Genomic DNA, 23,995 nt, shown 5'->3' with positions numbered 1-23,995 from the left:
TTGTTTTACCTTTTTCTATATAAATGCTATATTAAAAAATGTTACTTATTTTTTGTATGTAGCGTTATTTTTCCATTTTGTTTGATTATGAAGAAAAAGGTTAAACTAAATAAGAACATTTTCATTGAAAAATTGTTCAAGATTGCATACAATCAATATAGTTTTTAAATTCCTATCAGAATACTTGGAGGATCACGATCATGAAAAAATTATTTTCAGTGCTTGCAGTAACTACATTAGCAATTGGGATTGTAGCGGGCTGCGGCAAAGAAGAGAAAAAAGATACAGCTAGTCAAGATGCGTTACAAAAGATAAAACAAAGCGGTGAACTTGTAATTGGAACAGAAGGTACATATCCGCCGTTCACATTCCACGATTCAAGCAATAAATTAACTGGATTTGACGTTGAATTAGCAGAAGAAGTTGCAAAACGTTTAGGGGTAAAACCAGTGTTTAAAGAAACACAATGGGATAGCTTACTTGCAGGAATAGATGCAAAACGTTTCGACATGGTTGCTAACGAAGTTGGTATTCGTGAAGATCGTCAAAAGAAATACGACTTCTCTAGTCCATACGTTTCATCTTCAGCGGTATTAGTTATTGCGAAGGATAAAGATAAACCTGCTACATTTGCTGATGTGAAAGGATTAAAAGCGGCACAATCTTTAACAAGTAACTATGCAGATATTGCTAAGAAAAATGGTGCAGAAATCACTAGTGTAGAAGGCTTTAGCCAAGCAGCAGAATTATTAAACACTGGTCGCGTTGATTTTACAATCAATGATAAGTTATCAGTATTGAACTATTTAGAAACGAAGAAAGATGCAAAAATTAAAATTGTAGATACAGAAAAAGAAGCATCACAAAGTGGTTTCCTATTCCGCAAAGGTAGCGACAAGCTTGTACAAGAAGTAAATAAAGCGTTAGAAGATATGAAAAAAGATGGTACGTACGACAAAATAGCGAAAAAATGGTTCGGTGAAAATGTATCTAAGTAGTGCATTGGTCTCAGATCGATTGTCTACATGGGTAGATATTATGCAAACTTCCTTCATGCCTATGCTGAAGGAAGCCGTGTTTACGACAATTCCATTAACGCTTGTTACGTTTATTATCGGTATTATACTTGCGACGTTAACAGCGCTCGCGCGTATTTCAGGTAGTCGTATTTTACAATGGATTGCTCGTATCTATGTATCTATCATTCGCGGAACGCCACTTCTTGTACAGTTATTTATTATTTTCTATGGTCTTCCAACTCTTAATATTGAGGTTGAGCCATATACAGCAGCAGTTGTTGGATTTTCATTAAATGTCGGTGCATATGCATCTGAAATTATTCGTGCTTCTATTCTTTCTATCCCGAAAGGGCAGTGGGAAGCAGCTTACACAATTGGGATGACATACCCGCAAGCGTTAAAACGTGTTATTTTACCACAAGCAACGCGTGTATCTATTCCGCCGCTTTCGAATACATTTATTAGTTTAGTGAAGGATACTTCATTAGCATCGTTAATTTTAGTAACAGAAATGTTCCGAAAAGCGCAGGAAATTGCGGCAATGAACTATGAGTTTTTAATCGTTTATTTCGAAGCAGGTCTTATTTATTGGGTAATTTGCTTCCTATTATCTATTGTGCAACAAATATTAGAAAAACGTTCTGAACGTTACACTCTAAAATAATCCTTTCATAAAAGGAGTTTTTGTTTTTATGATTTCAATTCAACGTTTACAAAAAAGTTTCGGAGATAATACCGTACTAAAACATATAGATTTATCAGTTGAGAAGGGCGAAGTTGTTGTTATTATCGGGCCATCTGGATCTGGTAAAACGACATTTCTACGTTGCCTCAATGTGTTAGAAACACCGAATGCTGGTAGCATTCGCATCGGTAATAAAGAGCTCGATTTCTCTAAAAAAGTATCGAAGAAAGATATTGTAAATCTTCGTACGCAAACAGGTATGGTATTCCAGCACCATAATCTATTCCCGCATTTAACAGCACTTCAAAATGTAATGGAAGGGCTCGTTACAGTGAAGAAGATGGGGAAAGAAGAAGCGAAGAAAAAAGCAAACTACTTCCTTGAAAAAGTTGGTCTTGCGGATAAAGTAGATTTATATCCGTTCCAGTTATCAGGCGGACAACAACAGCGCGTCGGAATCGCTCGTGCACTTGCGATGGAGCCGGAAGTTTTACTATTTGATGAGCCAACGTCAGCGCTTGATCCGGAACTAGTTCAAGAAGTTTTAAAGGTAATGAAAGAACTTGCTAAAGAAGGAATGACGATGGTCATTGTAACGCATGAAATGCGCTTTGCTCATCAAATTGCGAACCGTGTTATTTTCATGGATGGCGGTGTCGTTGTCGAACAAGGTACACCAGAAGATGTATTTACAAATCCAAAAGAAGAACGAACGAAGAAGTTTTTACAAATGTTGCAGTAAATAAGAAAGGTCTCAGGGCATATGCCCTGAGACCTTTTTGCCATATATATTTATTTTTGGAATCCGCCAAGGCTTTGTTCAGCCATTGCAACTAAACGTTTTGTAATTTCTCCACCAACAGAACCGTTAGCGCGAGCCGTAGAATCTGCTCCTAATTGTACACCAAATTCTTGAGCGATTTCGTACTTCATTTGATCGATTGCAGCTGTTGCTCCTGGTACTACTAATTGATTGTAAGAACTTTGGTTTGCCATAGGAATATATCCTCCTTAGAGTGTAAAAGTTTTTTGGTTGGACTAGCTGGAGTTGAACCAGATTGCCGCCCCGTTTGGCGCTAATCCATCGGTAATTAAGTTTGTACTCATAGTATGGATGTTACCTAGAAAGATATACAAAATAATAATTTGTAAATTTTGTAAAAAATCTTCGCTAGTTTGTAAATTATGAAATAAGAGTAATCGTTGTATTTTTAAGAAAGAAGGCTAAACTAAGAGCAATATCATATGAGTGTTTTTTCTTTGTATAACCAGCTTGGCTTACTTAACTTATGATTTGTTAAAGTGAGATAAATTACAGCTTAGTAAAATAAAAATTAAATCGGTAACAACTTCATAGTTCTGTATTAACCCGGGATGAGGCAGAAAAAGGAACTGACCGCTCCTATGCCCGGCTAGATGCTCTCTTCTAACCTAAAAAAAGGTCTTACAGGTTTTAAACGATAACGTATGGAGGAATAGCGATGGGAATTTGCCCGCTTTGCAACGCACTAGAATTACAAACATATTCTTGTCAAAATTGCCAAGGTGTACTCCAAGATTATGGGAAAACTGTAGATTACTTAGATAATTACAGTGCATATTTGGATCAGGAATTATTAAGTGCGGTAGACGGTTTAACAAATAATAATTCACAAGAGTATTGCAATCATGTGTTTTATTGCGGAGTATGTAATCTGGAAACGGAAGTTGTAGTGAAGCTCATATAAAGTGAAACTTTAATCAGTGGGGGTTTTGTTCATCCCCCACTGATTATCAGCCCTCACCAATCGGGATAAATAGAAAACTTCCACCTTATGAGTGAGGTGGAAGTTTTTGTATTTGTGAGTTAATCATAGGGGAAGGGATATTTTCGGTGTTTGACGAAGGCTCTGATTTTATTTGAGACATTTTTTCTTTCGTGTCGCGCAAAGAATGTTCAGTTAAATAGATGGCATATTCATAAAATAATTGGCGTGTAAGTTCACTTTGTTCTTTTAACTTTTCATCTTGGAATACAGTTCGCCCAGGTTTAGAATTTGCTTCAAATAGCCATGGTTTTTCCATCGTGTCTAAACCGATATCAAAACCGATTTCGCCAATGTTCCCGGTTACTTGTTTATCGAGTGCATAACTTATTTGTAAGGCTGTTTGTTTTAATGTATTTTCAATTTGAACTTGCTTTGTTGAATCAGGAAAAAGTTCCTGAAGTAATTTTGTATCACCACCGCTATTTACATGAGTTGTTAAGCTACCTTTGCCAGCGATTTTGGCGACAATTGCACTAACTATCCAATTGCCAAAATGGTTTTTATTTGTATGGATGCGAAAATCGACGGGTTGCCCCTCGAAGCGGAGCAATGAGATGCCTTGCTGTACGATAAAATTTTTTAAATCATGTCCTTTTAACACATGGTTAAGAAGTGCTTCTAATGATTGATACTTTCTTAGTTTGTTTTGGTCATTTTCACGATAACGACAATAGTAGCGATTCTCTGCTTGAGAATAGAGTATTTGATGAATATTTCTCCCGAAGCTACCATGTATCGGTTTCATATAAATATACTTATACGTACCAAGAAGTCGTTCTACTTGTTCGAAATGTTGAAAAGCTTCTGTTTTTGGCAAGAATGGTTTAATCGAATTTTCTTTCATTAGGAGTTGATGAACTTCCCATTTGTTGAAAAACCCTGGATTAAACCATGGGATTGCATAATCGCTTTCTAATCGTTTCTTTGCCCTCACGATTGGTTTGTAATTTTCTGATTGGCGATTTGGTAATCGGTCGTAAATGACATTCGGTAAAGGGACTTTGCTTTTTACCCATCTTTCTTCTTGATAGAAGTACCCTTCAATTGTTTCTTCTTCCCAATTTATATGTTGAACGCCAAAGACAAATACAAATGGTCGCAATGTGAATGGTAGTGTTAGTAACTCACCGAGAGAAGTTGAACGATTTCCTAAAGGAGTATTGGATTCATCGTTAAAACCAGTTGTGAAAATCCCGATTAATGGACCAAAAATGATTGTTTGATTTTGTGTGAGTGCATGGATTGTCGTTGAACCCGGTAGTAAAAGTTTGTCTGCAATGTGTTTTCCAATAGTGATTTCGCGAGTGAATGAATAATGAATTTTAATATCTTCACATGCGATATAACGTATACCAAAGGAAAGGGATGTAATCGGTGGTGTAATAGAAAAAACGTAAGGTAAAGTAATACTATTTGGATACTCATCTGAAATGTTTAATGTATATACGTGCTCTTTCAACAGAGTTTCTCCTCCTTTCATTATGGTGTGAAACGGCTAAACTTTAATGGACCATGAAAAATTTGCTCAGCTAACTGATCATTGTATCTAGTGTAAATTTCGTATGACGGCATCGTATTGACGTACATAAGCCAAATGGCCCCTTTTTGATCCATAATGGTAGAAAGTTCTAGTTCAAATAATGAAGAATATGACTGATCAAGTGTTTGAAAAACTTCAGTTACAACGTCATGTAAAGCATCTTTCAATAATTGAACGCCAGTTGAAGAAAGTAAATATTTAATTTTAGAAAATGGATGTAACATAGAACGTTCTGTTGCTGAAAGTAAAAATTGTGCAGGGAATGAACCTTTTTGTATAAATTGACCGAGCACTTCCCAATGCTGTTCTTTATTTTTTTGTATAATGGTTCGAATATGGATTGGATATGATAGTTGATTTGGAGGTTGTAGCATTGGGTGAATCATATAACGGGATAATTGTATGTTAAATTTGCACCATGATATAAATTCATCGGTCCGTTTAAATTGAGTAGAAGGATGATGCTGTTCATTTATTGTATCGATATGAAATGTTTTATTTTTGTAAGTGGCTCGATATACATCTTCATTGGAATGTATATTCAGTGGTCTTATAATAATATCTCTTGTTTCTAGTAGTAATTTGAAAATTCCTTGTACTGTTCCTTTTTTAATTTTTGGTATGTAAGGGGAAAGACGTTTATTAGCAAGAAAAAGATTGTGTAAATTGCTTGGATTAATAAGCGTGTTATTTAAAAAAGTAGTGGAAGAGCGTTTGTGTAATGAATGAATAATCGGTTTTGCTTGTTGGAATTCCTCATCCTCTTTGAAATGACAACGATCATATATATATGAAGGAATGGGAAAGGTTTGATCTATCCAATTTCCTGTATCTGTATCGTAAATAAGACCGGAAACAAGATCTGTCTTTGAATCAATGCTAAACGGTGTGAATTGGGCAACGACGTTATGATAAAGTCGAGCTCGCTTAGCGATTTCGGTGTAATACGTTTGCTCATGATGAAATTGAGAAGTTAAAAGACCAAGAACCAACGAAATCACTCCTTTATTAACAAGATGTTTGCATAATAGGCGAAGCTATATATTGCAAATACGTTTTTATACCATTATACTTTTGTCCGTATGACGATATGCTATCGTTTTAGAGAAGTGAAAGGTTGATTATAATGAATATATGGTTGAATATGTTAACAACGACAGGGCTCGGGGCAATTATTGGAGGATACACGAATCATTTAGCGATAAAAATGTTATTTCGTCCTCATCGTCCTATTTATATTGGGAAGTTTCAAGTTCCATTTACGCCGGGGTTAATTCCGAAGCGCCGTGATGAGCTTGCTGTTCAATTAGGGAAAATGGTTGTAGATCACTTGTTAACACCAGAAGGAATCGGAAAGAAACTAACGAATGAAGAGTTTCAAAAAAGTTTAATCCACTGGGCGCAGGTGGAAGTGGATAAAGTAATTACGAATGAACAGTCGTTACGAGATATGTTAGAAAAATGGAATGTAGCACATGTAGAAGAAGAGGCGACTCAAAAAATCGAACATGTTATTACAGAAAGAACTCATGCATTTTTAGCAGAGTACTATACATATACATGGGAACAAGCCTTACCTCAGTCTGTTCATGAAAAAGTAGAGAATGCGATTCCAAATGTAGCGTCTTTTATTTTGAATAGAGGGATTAGCTTTTTTGAAAGTGAAGAAGGAAAGGCACGTCTTTCAAAAATGATTGATGACTTTTTTGCTTCTCGAGGAACGTTGCTTAACTTAGTTGGTATGTTTTTAGGGAATGTAAGTTTAGTGGATCGTGTGCAGCCGGAAGTTATTAAGTTTTTAGGACAAGATGGAACAGGACAACTTTTAACTGATGTACTGCAAAAAGAGTGGGAAAAGTTAAAAGGAAGAGACGTAAAAGAATTAGAAACGTTCGTAGAGAAAGAAATGATTGTGAGCTCCATATTGTCAGCGGTTAAAGTAGAGGAAACAGTGAGTAGATTTTTAAATCAGTCTGTTCAGCAAGTATGTGAGCCGGTTCGAGAAACGATCGTTGAAATAGTGGTCCCTAGCCTGATGCAGAAAGGCTTGAAGTGGGGGACAGAAAACGTCGGAGATATATTGAAAAATCTACACCTTGCGGAAATCGTCCAGCAAGAAGTATCTACCTTTTCAACAGAGAGACTAGAAGATCTCGTATTATCTATTACAAAAAATGAGTTAAAAATGATTACATATTTAGGAGCGTTATTAGGAGGAACGATTGGATTTATTCAAGGCTTGTTGCTCTTATTCCTTAAGTAATAAAGGTGGGTACATAGAAATAAAAGTGAAATTTCTTCACATCTCTTGCATAGTTTGATATGGTAAGAAGAGGTGCGGATAAAAAGCACTTAAAAGGCAGTGCGTACGAAAAGCGCTAGCCTTCTAAAGGAGGAAAAATAAAATGACAAAAAACATTCATGATGTTGCATATGAATTACAAAAAGCAATCGCTGAAAACGAAGATTTCCAAACATTAAAAGCAAGCTACGCAGCAGTACAAGGAGATGCAGCTTCAAAGAACTTATTTGAAGAGTTCCGTACAATGCAACTTGGTTTACAACAAAAAATGATGCAAGGCCAAGAAATCACTGAAGAAGATAACCAAAAGGCACAAGAAGTTGTAACTCGCATTCAACAAGATGCAAAAATCACAAAGTTAATGGAAACTGAGCAACGTTTAAACATCGTTATCACTGACGTTAACAAAATCATCATGAAGCCACTTGAAGAATTATATAGCGCGCAACAAGCGTAATGATAGAAGACGCTCCTAATATGGGAGCGTCTTTTTTGTTTAGGGAAGTTGATAGTTATATCACAAAAAATCCCTTTCAAAATAGCCATTTTTTAGTGGTTATTTTGAAAGGGATATGTAATACATCTTTTAATTTTCTTTATTGCTGTTAATTGAAGTTTTAATATTTTTTTCGTTCAAAAACTTTTCAATCTCTTTTTGCTTTCTACCATTAACTTTCTCAAAGCGCTTTGTGAAAGAAAAATCTGTCTTGAACAAGTTACCATCTTGTGCGAGTTTGTCTATTTCCTGGTCTAGTTCTACTGAAAGTGCCGTAGACGATGAAATAAATTCATAGATTTCCTTCGAAGGCTGCTTATAATCATCAGGTATAGTATTAGTACTAATAAAATTATAGAAATTCGCATCATTTTGTTTCGCTAAATCGATTAGTTTTTGTAATTTTTCTCGGTCAGATTCAGTAAAATTCTTATCAGAAGTTGTTGAAGCGAGAGGAATGATATTTTCAGATAACTCCCAACTATAATCTATATAATTTTTTATACTTTTTTTCATTTCATCTTCATTAATATTTTCATTCTTTTTTGAGGAATTGAATATATTTTCTGGAATTTTAATAGTAACATCTTTAATAGATTGTACATCGTCTAATTTATCATCTTGTGCATCGTTTGCTTCATTAGATTGTGCATTGTGTGAACAAGCTGATATAAATAAAAGAGTAAGCAGCATGAGTAGGTATAAAGTATATTTCTTCATTTTAATCTCCTTTTTCATTCATTAGTATCTTTGTAAAACGGCTAAATTCCATTTTAAATACTTTACTAAAAGTGAGTATACATGTTTTATCATTTGGTAAGATATTACAGAGATTAGTAAGCCGATGCAAAAAGCTATGAACACACTATATACATCTGAATAACTGATTTGATGAAACCCTTTAAAAAATCCTAATCCTAGTAATAAGATAGGTGAAATGATTAATAATGGAGTGGCAATTATAAGTGCTAGAAGAATCGGCAATAGAAAGAGTAATAAGAAAAAGGCGATAATGATAAATATAAAGTTCAAAAAACTTAAGCTCATAACAGAAAATATTGCTGTTATAATATTTTTGAGGCTGCGTTTATGATCGGCGTTGCTTATAGAATATGTAACATTAAGTTCTTTAGCGATAGTTTTAGGGTTTCCTAGCTTTTTAGAAATTTCTTCTTCAGACTTCCCATCCTGTTTACCACTGATAAAATGAGTTTCGTACTCCGAGATAATATCTTGTCTTTCTGAATTAGGCATATTCCTTAGAGAAGAATTAAGTTGTTTTAAAAATTCACTTTTGTTCATTACAATCACTTTCCTTTATAAAATGATTAATCACATCTGAGAATCTTATCTATTTTTTTTATAAACAGCACAACCTTTCTGCAACTTTTGAAATGGAGATATAAGAATTCCAATTAATGGTTATTCAATTATTTACAAATATACCATTTACTAGTGTTCTTTGCAAGGTACTGTAATATTGTTAATACTATAAATAGATGAAAGTATTGTTATATATTCCTAGAGGGGGATATCTATAACAAGAAGCATAATATGGCCAAGAATCTTTTATTAACCCATAAGTTCGCCACAATTGGAAATATTGTTTTTTCCAATAAGTACTACAAAATTGAACAAAACATTTAAAGAAAATACGATATCACTTCTATTTCTAATTTATTAAAATAGGCTTTATAGTAAGAATTTCTAAAAATATAAAGGAGGGATATGCTTTGTTTCCAGGTACTTTATATGAAACACATGTTAAAACAAAAAATTTAGAAGTAGCAAAAGAGTTTTATACTAAACTTGGATTATTTCATGCTCGCACTATTGAAGAACGCCGTGTAGCATTCTTTTGGTTTGATAAAGAAAATAAGAAGGAACAAATGCTGGGCGTTTGGGAGGTATCAGAAGAAGCATTCCATACAAGTCACTTTGCATTCAAGGTTAACTATGAAGAAATCATCCATGCAAGAGAATGGCTTCTTAATAAAGGAATAAACCCAAGGGCCGCTTTTGGTCTTGAACCTTCCGAGCCTATGGTTCATACCTGGACACCTACTGCAAATCTTTATTTTTATGATCCTGACGGCAATTCTTTAGAATTTCTGTGTTTACTTCCTGAAAAGAAAAAAGTAAAACAAGATGTTATGTATTTAAGTGAGTGGGAAAGCTTGGTGAGTGAAGAATAAATTTGATTTTTGACTCAGATCCCGCAAAACAATTTTAAAAGGAACCATAACATTGCCCAAGTGGCAAAGTTATGGTTTAAATCACAAAGATTCTAATGAATAAGCTAATCATTTCGAATATCCTACACTGATAAGTATTTTTATTTATTATTTTGTAAAATTCCTGGTAAGTTTATGGGTAAAGTGACAATATCAGAATGGTATTTTAAGATAAATAAATAATTGTAAGCGCATTCTTTAGTGGTTGTCAAAATACTGTCAAATTCATCTCGTTGGAAAAATAATGTATTTGTAATATAATGATAAACAATACTTCACCACATTAATTAACTAGGTGAAATTAAAATCTTTATTACACACATTATGAAATAAAGGGATGATTAGTTTGAGTACAGGTGTAAAAGCAAACGACGTGAAAACAAAAACAAGAGGAGCAGATCTTGTTGTTGATTGTTTAATTAAACAAGGTGTTACACATGTTTTCGGTATTCCAGGAGCGAAGATTGACTCTGTATTTGATGTACTGCAAGAAAGAGGACCAGAGTTAATTGTTTGTCGTCATGAACAAAACGCAGCATTTATGGCAGCGGCTATTGGTAGATTAACAGGGAAACCGGGTGTATGTCTTGTAACTTCAGGACCAGGGACATCAAATTTAGCGACAGGTCTTGTTACTGCGAATGCGGAGAGTGATCCCGTTGTTGCTTTAGCTGGTGCGGTTCCGCGTACTGATCGATTAAAACGTACGCATCAATCTATGGATAATGCTGCACTATTCGAACCAATCACTAAATATAGCGTAGAAGTAGAGCATCCTGATAATGTGCCAGAAGCACTATCAAATGCATTTCGAAGTGCTACTTCTACAAATCCAGGAGCAACTCTAGTAAGTCTTCCGCAAGACGTTATGACTGCGGAAACGGCTGTAGAGTCTATCGGTGCGCTTTCTAAGCCGCAGCTTGGAATCGCTCCCACACAAGATATTACATATGTAGTAGAAAAAATAAAATCAGCGAAATTACCAGTTATTTTACTTGGTATGAGAGCGAGCACAAATGAAGTAACGAAAGCGGTTCGTGAATTAATTGCTGGTACAGAACTTCCTGTTGTAGAAACGTATCAAGCAGCGGGTGCGATTTCACGTGAGTTAGAAGATCATTTCTTCGGCCGCGTTGGATTATTCCGCAATCAACCAGGTGATATTTTACTAGAAGAAGCCGATCTTGTTGTATCTATCGGTTATGATCCAATTGAGTATGATCCAAAGTTCTGGAATAAGCTTGGAGACAGAACAATTATTCATCTTGACGATCACCAAGCAGATATAGACCATGATTATCAACCAGAGCGTGAATTAATTGGTGATATCGCTTTAACTGTAAATAGTATTGCAGAGAAATTACCGAAGCTTGTATTAAAGACGGAATCAGAAGCAGTTTTAGAACGATTGCGTGCGAAATTATCAGAACAAGCGGAAGTTCCAAATCGTGCTTCAGAAGGTGTTACTCATCCATTGCAAGTCATTCGTACATTGCGTTCTTTAATTAGTGACGATACAACTGTTACGTGTGACATCGGTTCACATTCTATTTGGATGGCGAGATGTTTCCGTTCTTATGAACCACGTAGACTATTATTTAGTAACGGTATGCAAACGTTAGGTGTTGCGCTACCTTGGGCAATCGCTGCAACGTTAGTAGAACCAGGTAAAAAAGTAGTTTCCGTGTCAGGTGATGGTGGTTTCTTATTCTCTTCGATGGAGTTAGAAACAGCTGTCCGTTTAAATGCGCCGGTTGTACATCTCGTTTGGAGAGACGGTACATATGATATGGTTGCGTTCCAACAAATGATGAAATACGGCAGAACATCAGCTACAGAATTTGGCGATGTTGATCTTGTGAAATATGCGGAAAGTTTCGGTGCAATAGGTCTTCGTGTCAATACACCAGACGAATTAGAAGATGTATTAAAAACGGCATTAGAAGCAGAGGGCCCTGTCATTATTGATATTCCAATCGATTACCGTGACAACATTAAATTAAGCGAGAAATTATTACCAAACCAATTAAATTAACGAGGGGCATGAGTGAGATGAGTGTTGCACAAGTAATTGACATTGATGCAAAAAGAACGAAAACGAACAATGAAGTATATCAAACATCTACAATGCTTGCGTTATTAGATGGTATATACGATGGCGTTATTAACTTTGAAGAATTAAAAGAGCGCGGGGATTTCGGCATCGGTACATTTGATCAATTAGATGGTGAAATGATTGCATTTGATAATGATTTTTACCATTTACGCTCAGACGGTTCGGCAGAAAAAGTAGAACCAGAAGAAACAACACCGTTTGCGACTGTAACGTTTTTTGAAAAAGAAATGAGTTATCGGGTAGAGCATCCGATGAATCGCGAAGAAGTAGAAGCATTATTACATGAATTAATGCCAAGTAAAAATTTATTTTATGCGATTCGAATGGATGGGACTTTCCGTGAAGTAAGAACGAGAACAGTTCCAAGACAAGAAAAACCGTATACACCGCTTGTTGAGGTGACGAAATCACAACCGATCTTTTCATTTAAAAATACAGACGGTACGTTAGCTGGATTTTGGACGCCAGATTACGCACAAGGCATCGGTGTAGCGGGGTTCCACTTGCATTATATTGATGATAAAAGAAGCGGGGGCGGACATGTTTTCGACTATGTTGTAGAAAACTGTACGATCCAAATTTGTCAAAAAGCTCATATGCATTTAGCACTTCCGGAAACAGCCGATTTTATGACGGCGGAACTATCAAGAGAGAATTTAGAGAATGATATTGCAACTGCGGAAGGTGCGGAGTAAAAGGAAAGGGAAGCCTAAATAGCTTCCCTTTTTACTTTGAAACAAACGGATGCTTCTCATAATAAAATCGCCACGGATAATGAACAGCTTCTTCCGCATAATCAATATTAATGCGAGGGCCGGCTATTATGTTATATGTGGATGATAAATGTTCTTCCTCTGGAACGAGTTCAATATGTAACGTATTACTTTGGAGTGATACCCCGCGTTCTTCTAAAGTGATTCCGAGTGCGCGGCATAGTTTTCCGGGGCCATTTGTTAAGCTTTTGTATTGTGCTTTCGTAATGTCGGTTTTGTTGTAGCGCACTAGTTTCATTTCTTCGATTCCGTCTACAGGCTCAAGAGCGCGAATGAGAACTCCTTGCGGGGTGCCGACTGGTGCTGTAATAACGTTAAAACAATGATACATACCGTAAATAAGATATACGTATGCATGTCCTGGTGCGCCGAACATGACTTCCGTTCGATCTGTCCGTCTTCCTCCGTAACTATGTGCGGCCTTATCATCTGGACCTTTATACGCTTCTACTTCTACAATAATTCCGCTCCGCTTTATGCCATCTACAATATGCACAAGTTTATGTCCGAGTAACTTTTGGGCGACTTCTAACGTATCGCCTTCATAAAAAGAAGGTGGTGCTTGCATAGTACTATCTCCTTTGCCAGTTGTATATGTATATAGTAAACCAAATTTTCAGTAGTAATTCTAACTCGTTCTATTTACTGAAATTATTTCATAAATTATGGATAGAGTACAACAGCGAAGAGGGGGAGTGCGACATGATTTATCGCTTACTAGCTCTTAATATAGATGGGACACTACTATACAACAACGGAAAAATCGCAAAAGGGTTACGGGAAACAATTGACTTTGTGAAAAGAAAAGATGTATACGTTACATTGTTTACGAGTCGTAATTTTCAATCCGCTCATAAAATAGCGAAGGCGTTAAAATTAGATTCTATATTAGTTACACATAGTGGTGCTTTCGTTTCAGCATCGTTAGATAAGCCGTTCGCTCAAAGGAGGTTATCTGAAGAGAAAACCTTTAATATTGTGCAAGTATTAGAGCATTTTGATTGTAATATTCGCATTTCGCATGAACGATTTTCAATTGGGAATCGTGAGAGAAATACACCAAACTTAATTGCGCGTACTGTATTATCAAGTGCAGACCCGTTATTTTATCCGGTTCAATTTGTAGATTCTTTAGGAGATGCACTGCGTGATCATCCAGTAGCTGCGCCGAAAATTGACGTTGTCTTTCATAGTAAGGGTGAACAAGAAAGAGGGCTTAACACGCTAAAAAAAGCGTTTAAAGATATATCATATGTCGATTGTGATGCGAAACGAATAGAAATTCTTCCAGAGAATGTATCGAAGCTACGTGGGTTACAATTGCTTGGTGAACATTTAAACATACCGCTAAATGAAATGGTAGCGATAGGGGATAGTTTAGAAGATCTAGATGTGATTGAAAATGTTGGGCTCGGGGTAGCGATGGGGAATGCTCCTGTAGAATTAAAGCAAGCGGCGGACTGGATTACACGCTCTAATACTGAGAACGGCGTAGAGTATATGATTAAAGAGCATTTCCGTAAACAATTCCCGCTTCCATTTTTAAAGAATCATAAACATACACCGAAACGATGAAAGAAAAACGTAGCTTTTTGGCTACGTTTTTTTGTCGACCTTATTTGAAAAATTTAAATTCATATTCAAATGAAAAATGAAAGCGTTTTATGTGGTGAATTGTGTCTGAAATCCAGACAATTCACTTGAATACTTTAGAAAACTGTTGTAGAGTGGATGATGTTGCCAAAACAGTTACACCACATGAAATATTCTTCAGATTAATTTCATTGAGCTCCCATAAGTAAAAGCACTTTCGCATGTTAGTTTAGTTCACGTATTATCTCAAAAATGAATTGTAGTAGATTCACCAATTAGTTGTAGAGCTTCTTTGTTTTATTAAAATGGATTATTTGTAAATTAGTATGAATAGGTTTTAAGTACATATGAAATGTACTTCTTTTTATAAGTTTTTGAAATTTGAAAAGGGGGAATGAATTTCTTGAAGAAATCATTTAGGCAAAAGGTTAAAAAAATAAGTAGTAGTTTTATGGTCGTATTATTAGTATGTATGAATTTTTTAATCCATTTACCAAACAAAGCAGAGGCAGCTACAACAGAATTAAAAGGTTTAGGTGATGTATCTTATTACAACGCAATTATTTTTGGAGATCATAGTGCAACAAGTGCGGATATTGAGGGTGCGATGGCTGTTCAAAAGAATATGAACGCATCAAGTTATACAGTCGTAGCGGCTGCAACTGGAGCGAGTAACTTAGCTGGAGCAACATGGGTAGATGAAGGATATCCATCATTATTACTAGGTGGTCAATTTACGAAAGCGGGAACAGGACAAGTAATTATCCAAGATGGAACAGTGGCGATGACAAAAGATGGTGACCCTGAAGGTGCAATGAAATCATCGTATGACCGTATCTCTTATAAAGAGCAAGCAGAGATTGATGCCAAATTTAAAGAGTTTAGAAAAGACGTTGATGGTGTAATTGGGGATGCGAGCCAACTACATACAGATACACCAAAACCTAATATGAGCTTTGGTATCGGAGAAGATGTAAAGAATCCTAATATTTATGTTTCTTCAGGCTTAACAGGAAAGAAAACATTTGATGTAAGAGATGTTTATCTTCCGAACATAGATAACAAAGACTTTATTGTTATTTATTCAGATGCGGAAGAAGTGAATTTTGGTAGTGGTGCAATTTTGTATGATACAAGAAATACTGGGATGGCAACAGACTTAATTAATACATCTCAAGCATATGATCCTAATTCATCTTTTACTGAGTTAGCTAATAAAGTAATTTGGGTGTTTCCAAATGCTACTAAAATATCCACTAAAGGTTATGGTGTAGTAGGAAGCGTGTTTGCGCCTAACGCAGTTGTGGAAACAAAAGGTGGTTCTATTAACGGACAAGCCTATGTTGGTGGATTACACCAAAGAGATGGATTTGAGGTTCATAATTTCAAATTTAACTGGCCGAAATGGAAAAAGCCATCAGTTGAAAAAGGAAATTTACAAATTAAAAAAGTTGATGAAAACGATGAAAATATTGTTTTAAAAGACGCAAAATTTGATGTTATAGACAAAGATAATAATATTGTAGCTACTGTTACAACAAACGACAAGGGTATTGCGGAAGTTAAAGATTTACCACTTGGTGATTATTTTGTAAAAGAAATTAGTGCACCAGAAGGTTATATAAAAGTTGATACACCAGTAAAAGTAACAATTGATAGTACAAACGTAATGGAAATTGTTATGAAGAATACGAAAAAAGTAGAGAATGGCCAATTTAAATTGTTGAAAAAAGATAGTGAATCTGGTCAACTTCTACCAGGTGCAAAATTTGATGTATATGATAAAGATGGGAATGTTATGGAAACAATTATTACAGACGATAAAGGTGAGGCTTTATCAAAACAACTTCCAGTTGGAACATATACATTAAAAGAAGTTGAAGCACCAAAAGGTTATGAACTATCATCTAGCTCAGTTCGTGTTAATGTAGTATCTAATGAGGTTGTTACGGTAGAAGCATTAAATAAAAAAATCGTTGAAAAAGTAACAGGTCAATTCGAAATCGTAAAAGTAGATGCGAATGATAAAGAGAAACTATTATCAGACGCAGAATTTGAAGTGTATAAAGATGGTAAGAAAGTAGATACGTTACGAACAGATAAAACTGGTAAGGTAATCTCTAAGAAGCTAGAACCAGGAAAATACACATTAAAAGAAACGAAAGCACCACAAGGGTATACATTATTAAAAGAAGAAATTGAAGTCGTTGTAGAAGCAAACAAAGTAGTACAAGTACAAGTAGAAAATGCAAAAGAGCTAGGAAGCTTACAAGTAATCAAAAAGGATGCGGAGAGCGGAAAAGTTCTAGAAGGCGCAGAATTTAGACTGAAGAACGAAAATGGTCAAGTAGTTGGAGAAGCAAAAACAACGAATAAAGATGGCGTTGTTACCTTCGAAAATCTAGTGCCAGGAAAGTACACGTTAGAAGAAACGAAAGCACCAGAAGGCTACAAAGCAGTAGAAGTAAAAGTGGAAGTAAACGTTGTAGCGAACGAAGTAGTAAAACAAGAAGTTACGAATGAAAAAGTAACAGGTCAATTTGAAATCGTAAAAGTAGATGCGAACGATAAAACGAAAGTATTATCAGACGCAGAATTCGAAGTGTATAAAGATGGTAAAAAAATAGATACATTACGAACAGATAAAACAGGTAAAGTAATTTCTCAGAAATTAGAACCAGGAAAATACACATTAAAAGAAACGAAAGCACCACAAGGATATACATTATTAAAAGAAGAAATTGAAGTCATTGTGGAAGCGAATAAAGTAGTAGAAGTACAAGTAGAAAATGCGAAAGAATTAGGAAGCTTACAAGTAATCAAAAAGGATGCGGAGAGCGGAAAAGTTCTAGAAGGCGCGGAATTTAGACTTAAAAACGAAAGCGGTCAAGTAGTTGGAGAAGCAAAAACAACAAATAAAGATGGCGTTGTTACCTTCGAAAATCTAGTGCCAGGAAAATACACGTTAGAAGAAACGAAAGCACCAGAAGGTTATAAAGCAGTAGAAGTAACAGTGGAAGTAAGCGTTGTAGCGAATGAAGTAGTAAAACAAGAAGTTAAGAATGAAAAAGTAACAGGTCAATTTGAAATTGTAAAAGTAGATGCGAATGATAAAACGAAAGTATTATCAGGTGCAGAATTCGAAGTGTATAAAGATGGTAAAAAAGTAGATACATTACGAACAGATAAAACAGGTAAAGTAATTTCTCAGAAATTAGAACCAGGAAAATACACATTAAAAGAAACGAAAGCACCACAAGGATATAAATTACTAAAAGAAGAAATTGAAGTCGTTGTAGAAGCAAACAAAGTAGTAGAAGTACAAGTAGAAAATGCAAAAGAACTAGGAAGCTTACAAGTAATCAAAAAGGACGCAGAGAGTGGAAAGGTTCTAGCAGGTGCAGAATTTAAATTAAAGAACGAAGCTGGTCAAGTAGTTGGAGAAGCAAAAACAACAAATAAAGATGGCGTAGTAACATTCGAAAACGTAGTGCCAGGAAAATACACGTTAGAAGAAACGAAAGCACCAGAAGGTTATAAAGCAGTAGAAGTAACAGTGGAAGTAAATGTTGTAGCGAATGAAGTAGTAAAACAAGAAGTTACGAACGAAAAAGTAACAGGTCAATTTGAAATTGTAAAAGTAGATGCGAATGATAAAACGAAAGTATTATCAGGTGCAGAATTCACAGTATATAAAGATGGTAAAAAGGTAGCGGAACTGAAAACAGATGAGAGTGGAAAAGTGATGTCACCGAAATTACCATTAGGTGAATACACAGTGAAAGAGACGAAAGCACCAGCGGGTTATAAACTTTCTAATAAAGAATGGAAAGTAACAATTCAAAACGAGAAAGAAGTAGTAAAAGTAGAGGCAGAAAACGAAAAAATCTTAGGTTCTCTACAAATTATTAAAATGGATGATAAAGATCAAGAAAAACGTTTAGCAGGCGCAGAATTTACATTGAAAGATGCTAAAGGAAATGTTGTAAAAGAAGGAATTACAACAGATGAGTCTGGAACTGTTAAAGTAGACGGACTAGTGCCGGGTGAATATACGTTAGAAGAAACAAAAGCGCCAGAAGGTTATGAGTTAACAAAACAAGTAATTCAAGTAACAGTTGATGGTGAAAAAGTTGTTGATATAAAAGTAACGAATAGTAAGAGCCTTGGTCAATTTGAAATCGTAAAAGTCGATGCAAACGATAAAACGAAGGTACTACCGGATGCAGAGTTTGAAGTGTCTAAAGATGGTAAGAAAATAGATACGTTACGAACAGATAAAACAGGTAAAGTAACCTCTAAAAAATTAGAACCAGGAAAATACACATTAAAAGAAACGAAAGCGCCACAAGGATACACTTTATTAAAAGAAGAAATTGAAGTCGTTGTGGAAGCAAATAAAGTAGTACAAGTACAAGTAGAAAATGCAAAAGAACTAGGAAGCTTACAAGTAATCAAAAAGGATGCAGAGAGTGGAAAAGTTCTAGAGGGCGCGGAATTCAGACTGAAAAATGAAAATGGTCAAGTGGTTGGAGAAGCAAAAACAACTAATAAAGATGGCGTTGTTACATTCGAAAACGTAGTGCCAGGAAAATACACGCTAGAAGAAACGAAAGCACCAGAAGGCTACAAAGCGGTAGAAGTAACAGTGGAAGTAAATGTTGTAGCGAATGAAGTAGTAAAACAAGAAGTGATGAATGAAAAAGTAAAAGAAAAAATAACAGGTCAACTAGAAATTACAAAGGTAGACGCTAATAATACAGATAAAACATTAGCGGGCGCAGTGTTTGAAATTTGGAAAGATGGAACAAAAATAGACACATTAACAACAAATAAAAATGGTAAAGCGACTTCGAAAAAACTGGAGCCAGGAGATTATATTTTAAAAGAAATTCAAGCACCAGAAGGATACAATTTATCTGATAAAGAAATCAAGTTCACGATTTCTAATCAAAAAATCGAAGTTGTAAAACTTCAAATTACAAATGAAAAAGATACAGGTAAAGATCCAGAAAAACCGGATGAAGGAACAGAAAAGCCAGGTGAAGGAACAGAAAAGCCAGGTGAAGGAACAGAAAAGCCAGGTGAAGAAGTAGGAAAGCCAGGTGAAGGAACAGAAAAACCGGGTGAAGGAACAGAAAAGCCAGGTGAAGGAACAGGAAAACCGGGTGAAGGAACAGAAAAGCCAGGTGAAGAAGTAGGAAAGCCTAACTTACCAGAGAAAGAACAAGGCGGCTCTAATGATCAAGAGCTTCCAGCTACAGGGCATAATACGAATTATCTTCCGTTTATAGGGGTAATTCTTGTACTATTAGGGCTACGTTTAAGATTTATGATTAAAAATAGTTAATAGGATTTATAAAAGGCATAAGAGAAAATGTTTTCTCTTATGCCTTTTGCTTTTATATAGAAAAAATAAGGTAAAAGCTTCTGTATTGACCTGCAAACGCCCTTCAAGTAAACTAAAGAGAGTTTGCAAATGAAAAGGTGATAATGTTGTTAATTTCAATTAAAACGTTACAAGATGATCGTTTTTTACGTCCGCTACAAAATATTGGCGGTTTATTTTTTGAAGAGAGCACGATAGGGTTTGAGCAAGAAGAAGCAAATCTGATCGTTGATATACAGATAGAAGGTAATGTGACAGCATCGGCTCGTTTAACGGATGTTGCAACCGGAAATGTGTATGAAGAAACATTCTCGAAAGATTTATCTGCTTTCACAGAAGAAAAAGAACGTATGAAGCAAGTGAAACATGTTGTTTCTTACGTATATCTTTCTGTGCTTCAACAGCTAACTGGACTTGAACAGAGTTGGGGAATTTTAACTGGGGTACGCCCAACGAAACTTCTTCACAAAATGCTTCAAAATGGTATGTCAAAAGAAGAAGCGCATAAAGAACTTCGTGAAAGTTATTTAATTCATGAAGAGAAAATTGAGCTTCTGCAACGTATCGTAGATTGCCAATTAGCGGTCGTTCCGGATTTATACCGTTTGAAAGAAGAAGTAAGTATTTACATTGGTATTCCGTTTTGTCCTACAAAATGTGCGTACTGTACGTTCCCGGCTTATGCAATTAACGGACGCCAAGGATCTGTTGATTCATTCTTAGGTGGCTTGCACTATGAAGTTCGGGAAATTGGTAAGTTTTTAAAAGAAAAAGGTGTTAAAGTTACGACGATTTATTACGGCGGTGGTACACCGACAAGTATTACAGCAGAAGAGATGGATATGCTGTATGAAGAAATGTACGAAGCGTTCCCAGATGTGAAAGATGTGCGTGAAGTAACAGTTGAGGCAGGTCGCCCAGATACGATTACACCAGAAAAGCTAGAAGTGTTAAATAAATGGAATATTGACCGTATTAGTATTAATCCGCAGTCATACCATCAAGAAACATTGAAAGCAATTGGACGTCATCATACTGTAGAAGAAACAATTGAGAAATATCATTTAGCACGTGAAATGGGAATGAACAATATTAATATGGACTTAATTATTGGTCTTCCTGGTGAAGGGTTAGAAATCTTTAAGCACACGTTAGATGAAACAGAAAAGTTAATGCCAGAATCATTAACAGTTCATACGTTATCATTTAAACGTGCTTCTGAAATGACACAAAACAAACGTAAATATAAAGTAGCAGGTCGTGAAGAAATTACTGCGATGATGCATGAGGCAGAAGAGTGGACGAAGAACCACAATTACGTGCCATACTATTTATATCGTCAAAAGAATATTTTAGGTAACTTAGAAAACGTTGGTTATGCAATACCATCGCAAGAAAGTATCTACAATATTGTTATTATGGAAGAAGTGCAATCTATTATCGGACTTGGTTGCGGGGCATCAAGTAAATTTGTTCACCCACAAACAGGAGCAATTACACACTTTGCGAATCCGAAAGATCCAAAATCATATAACGATGGCTTTGTGAAATATACAGAAGATAAACTGAAAATTTTAGAAGAGCTATTCGCGTAAGGAGAAGAAGGCTGTCCCAATTTTGGGATAGCTTCTTTTTAATATAGGGGGATGTTGCTATCAGCTTTTGTCGATAAATCGATATATTTGAAAAACCGCCGATATAATTGCATTTACTGAGATGTGGATTAAAAACTAACTTCATTTGTAAAACTATGTCGATAATAATCAGAAAAATTAGTCAAATTATTAGAGGACAATGTCTACTTATAGACGAAATGATAGATTTATGAAAGAGAAAAGGGGGAAATTGTTGGCATGTACATGACGATAGGGAGAATTTTTGATTTAGCAGTGGGCAAGTATCCGAATAAAGAGGCGTTAGTAGAACCAGAAAAAAATATTCGCTGGACATATAAACAGTGGGATGAGCAAATAAATAAAACAGCGCAAGCTCTATTGAAAGAAGGCGTAAGAAAGGGAGATTGTGTATCTGTTTACTTATATAACTGTCGTGAATTTGTAAACGTTTACTTAGCTTGTGCGAAAATTGGCGCGATATTTAACCCAATTAATTTCCGCCTAAAAGCAAAAGAATTATCGTATATCCTCCAAGATGCAGCCTCGAAAGTAGTTGTCTTTGAAAAAGAAGTCGAATCAACTGTTGCTATGATTGAACGAGATTTTCCAAATACATCTTTTTGGTATGTAGAAGACGATACACCTTCCTATGCTAGTTCCTACCATGAAAAAGTAAATGAAGCATCAGCTGAAAAAGTAGATATTGTAGTTGATGAAATGGATTTTTGTTCTATGCTTTATACGAGCGGTACGACTGGTCGTCCGAAAGGCGTACTACATCGTCATCGTGATATGGCTGAGCATAGTATGATTTGTACGTATTTCATAAAATATAACAGGGATAGTGTTGGGCTTGTAGTAGCGCCTTTATATCATTGCGGCGAGTTAAACGCTGGAATAATACCGCGCATTCAAGTTGGTGGCAAGAATGTTATTTTGCATCACTTTGATACGAAAACAGTATTACATACGATTCAAGAAGAGAAGGTTACGACGTTTTTTGCAGCACCGACGATGTGGAATATGTTACTGCAAAAAAATCTAGCCGAGTATGAGTTAACTTCGATGAAGATTGGCGTATATGGCGGGGCTGCAATGGCTCCAGCGTTAGTAAAGGAATGTAAAGAACGTCTTTATATTGATCTTGTTCAAATTTACGGAATGACAGAAATGGGACCAGTTGTTGCGTTTCTCGTAGAAGAGGATCAGATTACGAAAGCTGGTTCAGCAGGAACACCATGCTTTAGCCATGAAATTCGAATTGTCAAACCGAACGAAGATGCACCGGCAGAGCCAGATGATATGTTGCCTCCTTATGAAGTAGGGGAAATTATTTTGCGTGGTCCAACTATGATGGCTGGCTATCATAATCGAGAAGAAGCAAATGCAAAATCAATGTATAAAGGATGGTATCATTCTGGCGATTTAGGCTACTTCGATAAAGACGGCTATTTATTCGTTGCAGACCGCGTTGATGATATGGTAATTAGCGGTGGTGTAAATATTTACCCTCGTGAAATTGAAGATTTCCTTCATAGCCACCCTGGCGTATTAGATGTTGCAGTACTTGGTGAGCCAGATGAATTATGGGGAGAACGTGTTGTTGCGGTCGTTGTAAAGAAAGATGAAAATATTACAGAGGCTGATTTAGAAACGTATTGTAAAGAAAGTGATGAATTAGCAGATTATAAACGTCCACGTCATTACTTATTTGTAGATGAACTTCCTCGTAATGCGAGCGGAAAACTGCAAAAGTTTGTGCTGAGAGAGTCGTTACAAGGATCGAATAAATAGGGAGTAGAACAGTCGTTTATACAGATAAGGCTACCTTTCTTAATAAGGAAAGGTAGCCTTATTTTTTGGGAATTATTAGATATGATAAATAGAGGGATCAAAAAAATAGTATGTACCTTCTATTTATAATTCCTTCCTATAAGGCCATTTAATTGAATAAAGGCGTATTTTTTTGAATTGGACCATTTTGTTGAAAAAGGATATCTCCAATTTTTAACGAATACAGGGTTATAAATAAGCAAAAGTGGTGAGATAAATAGGAAAAAAATTTAATTTCTTTTTGGACAATAAAACGGAAAAATGTATAATTAACAGGCTTCAGAGCGCGGGTTGTGTTTTCGCAGAAGAGGAGACCCGGTTACTTATTTCAGCGGCACGAACTCCAGAGGACCTCAAGAAAATGGTAGAAATGCGTGCCGATGGTTTACCACTTGAATATGTTGTTGGATACGCAGAATTCTGTGGGTTGCGGATAGAAGTGGACCAAGGCGTTTTCGTGCCTCGTCAACGTACCGAGTTTCTTGTTCACCAGGCAGAAGCTCTGTCATGTTTTGGTGATATCGTCGTTGATCTATGTTGCGGGTCAGGTGCTGTGGGTGTAGCACTGGCAGCAGCTTTAGGACAAGTTGA

General features: G+C 35.8%; 20 protein-coding genes. 14 read left to right on the top strand and 6 right to left on the bottom strand.

The window, feature by feature from the left end:
- The first annotated feature begins 200 nt into the window (after window positions 1-200).
- The 3 genes from MR109_RS18935 to MR109_RS18925 are packed head-to-tail and all read left to right on the top strand — an operon-like array spanning window position 201 to window position 2,446.
- Entirely contained in the window at window positions 201-998 is a 798-nt protein-coding gene (locus MR109_RS18935) for an amino acid ABC transporter substrate-binding protein (protein WP_071720481.1), read from the top strand.
- The gene (locus MR109_RS18930; RefSeq protein ID WP_242273515.1) at window positions 985-1,683 is read left to right on the top strand and encodes an amino acid ABC transporter permease; all 699 of its coding nucleotides are present in this window, start codon (window positions 985-987) and stop codon (window positions 1,681-1,683) included. Before MR109_RS18935 ends, MR109_RS18930 begins: the two co-directional genes overlap by 14 nt.
- Window positions 1,684-1,711: 28 nt before the next feature.
- Window positions 1,712-2,446 (top strand): amino acid ABC transporter ATP-binding protein, encoded by a 735-nt coding sequence (locus MR109_RS18925; RefSeq protein ID WP_002170550.1) that lies wholly within the window; start codon window positions 1,712-1,714, stop codon window positions 2,444-2,446.
- Window positions 2,447-2,496: 50 nt separating this feature from the next.
- Here the strand turns inward: MR109_RS18925 and sasP are convergent, their stop codons facing one another.
- The gene (gene sasP, locus MR109_RS18920; protein ID WP_000013349.1) at window positions 2,497-2,700 is read right to left on the bottom strand and encodes a small acid-soluble spore protein, SasP family; all 204 of its coding nucleotides are present in this window, start codon (window positions 2,698-2,700) and stop codon (window positions 2,497-2,499) included.
- Between the two features lie 485 nt (window positions 2,701-3,185).
- Here sasP and MR109_RS18915 point away from each other — a divergent pair, with 485 nt between their 5' ends.
- Window positions 3,186-3,431 carry a hypothetical protein gene (locus MR109_RS18915; RefSeq protein WP_071720477.1) on the top strand — a complete coding sequence of 82 codons (246 nt, stop codon included), beginning with the start codon at window positions 3,186-3,188 and terminating at the stop codon, window positions 3,429-3,431.
- 85 nt (window positions 3,432-3,516) lie between these two features.
- Here the strand turns inward: MR109_RS18915 and MR109_RS18910 are convergent, their stop codons facing one another.
- Both MR109_RS18910 and MR109_RS18905 read right to left on the bottom strand, forming a co-directional pair.
- Window positions 3,517-4,971, bottom strand: a complete 1,455-nt coding sequence (locus tag MR109_RS18910; protein ID WP_242273513.1) for a YheC/YheD family endospore coat-associated protein — start codon at window positions 4,969-4,971, stop codon at window positions 3,517-3,519.
- Between the two features lie 20 nt (window positions 4,972-4,991).
- Complete coding sequence (locus MR109_RS18905; protein WP_242273511.1) at window positions 4,992-6,044, bottom strand: YheC/YheD family protein; 1,053 nt, start codon at window positions 6,042-6,044, stop codon at window positions 4,992-4,994.
- Between the two features lie 125 nt (window positions 6,045-6,169).
- On the opposite strand from MR109_RS18905, the gene MR109_RS18900 reads away from it, so the two are divergent.
- Both MR109_RS18900 and MR109_RS18895 read left to right on the top strand, forming a co-directional pair.
- A complete protein-coding gene (locus MR109_RS18900; protein ID WP_242273509.1) occupies window positions 6,170-7,315 on the top strand; it encodes a DUF445 domain-containing protein in 1,146 nt (381 codons plus the stop codon).
- Between the two features lie 142 nt (window positions 7,316-7,457).
- Window positions 7,458-7,811, top strand: coding sequence for a YlbF/YmcA family competence regulator (locus tag MR109_RS18895; protein WP_002170555.1), 354 nt, complete (start codon window positions 7,458-7,460; stop codon window positions 7,809-7,811).
- Between the two features lie 129 nt (window positions 7,812-7,940).
- Here the strand turns inward: MR109_RS18895 and MR109_RS18890 are convergent, their stop codons facing one another.
- Window positions 7,941-8,570, bottom strand: a complete 630-nt coding sequence (locus MR109_RS18890) for an NDxxF motif lipoprotein (protein ID WP_242273507.1) — start codon at window positions 8,568-8,570, stop codon at window positions 7,941-7,943.
- Between the two features lie 21 nt (window positions 8,571-8,591).
- Window positions 8,592-9,152 (bottom strand): HAAS signaling domain-containing protein, encoded by a 561-nt coding sequence (locus MR109_RS18885; protein WP_242273506.1) that lies wholly within the window; start codon window positions 9,150-9,152, stop codon window positions 8,592-8,594.
- A gap of 431 nt (window positions 9,153-9,583) precedes the next feature.
- Between MR109_RS18885 and MR109_RS18880 the strand changes: the two genes are divergently transcribed.
- The 3 genes from MR109_RS18880 to alsD all read left to right on the top strand — a co-directional run bounded on the left by MR109_RS18880 (window position 9,584) and on the right by alsD (window position 12,895).
- Window positions 9,584-10,045 carry a VOC family protein gene (locus MR109_RS18880; protein WP_178940763.1) on the top strand — a complete coding sequence of 154 codons (462 nt, stop codon included), beginning with the start codon at window positions 9,584-9,586 and terminating at the stop codon, window positions 10,043-10,045.
- 385 nt (window positions 10,046-10,430) lie between these two features.
- Window positions 10,431-12,119 (top strand): acetolactate synthase AlsS, encoded by a 1,689-nt coding sequence (alsS, locus tag MR109_RS18875; protein WP_242273505.1) that lies wholly within the window; start codon window positions 10,431-10,433, stop codon window positions 12,117-12,119.
- 17 nt (window positions 12,120-12,136) lie between these two features.
- Window positions 12,137-12,895 (top strand): alpha-acetolactate decarboxylase, encoded by a 759-nt coding sequence (alsD, locus tag MR109_RS18870; RefSeq protein WP_098475409.1) that lies wholly within the window; start codon window positions 12,137-12,139, stop codon window positions 12,893-12,895.
- A gap of 31 nt (window positions 12,896-12,926) precedes the next feature.
- On the opposite strand, the gene MR109_RS18865 is transcribed toward alsD, so the two are convergent.
- Entirely contained in the window at window positions 12,927-13,541 is a 615-nt protein-coding gene (locus MR109_RS18865) for a DNA-3-methyladenine glycosylase (protein ID WP_242273503.1), read from the bottom strand.
- A gap of 134 nt (window positions 13,542-13,675) precedes the next feature.
- On the opposite strand from MR109_RS18865, the gene MR109_RS18860 reads away from it, so the two are divergent.
- The 5 genes from MR109_RS18860 to MR109_RS18840 form a co-directional block, all read left to right on the top strand.
- Window positions 13,676-14,548 carry a Cof-type HAD-IIB family hydrolase gene (locus MR109_RS18860; RefSeq protein WP_002170562.1) on the top strand — a complete coding sequence of 291 codons (873 nt, stop codon included), beginning with the start codon at window positions 13,676-13,678 and terminating at the stop codon, window positions 14,546-14,548.
- A gap of 421 nt (window positions 14,549-14,969) precedes the next feature.
- A complete protein-coding gene (locus MR109_RS18855; RefSeq protein WP_242273502.1) occupies window positions 14,970-19,916 on the top strand; it encodes a SpaA isopeptide-forming pilin-related protein in 4,947 nt (1,648 codons plus the stop codon).
- A gap of 143 nt (window positions 19,917-20,059) precedes the next feature.
- A complete protein-coding gene (locus tag MR109_RS18850; RefSeq protein ID WP_002170566.1) occupies window positions 20,060-21,550 on the top strand; it encodes a coproporphyrinogen III oxidase in 1,491 nt (496 codons plus the stop codon).
- A 258-nt stretch (window positions 21,551-21,808) separates the two neighbouring features.
- Window positions 21,809-23,365 (top strand): fatty acid--CoA ligase, encoded by a 1,557-nt coding sequence (locus MR109_RS18845; protein ID WP_098475406.1) that lies wholly within the window; start codon window positions 21,809-21,811, stop codon window positions 23,363-23,365.
- Between the two features lie 280 nt (window positions 23,366-23,645).
- Window positions 23,646-23,995, top strand: a 350-nt coding sequence (locus MR109_RS18840) for a class I SAM-dependent methyltransferase (protein WP_472926442.1), incomplete at its 3' end; no start/stop codon positions are given.

It is taken from the genome of Bacillus cereus group sp. BfR-BA-01310 (assembly GCF_022664325.1).
Taxonomy (GTDB): Bacteria; Bacillota; Bacilli; order Bacillales; family Bacillaceae_G; genus Bacillus_A; species Bacillus_A paramycoides.
The sequence above is the reverse complement of the archived record's forward strand: the minus strand, read 5'-3'. Positions and strand labels throughout refer to the sequence as shown.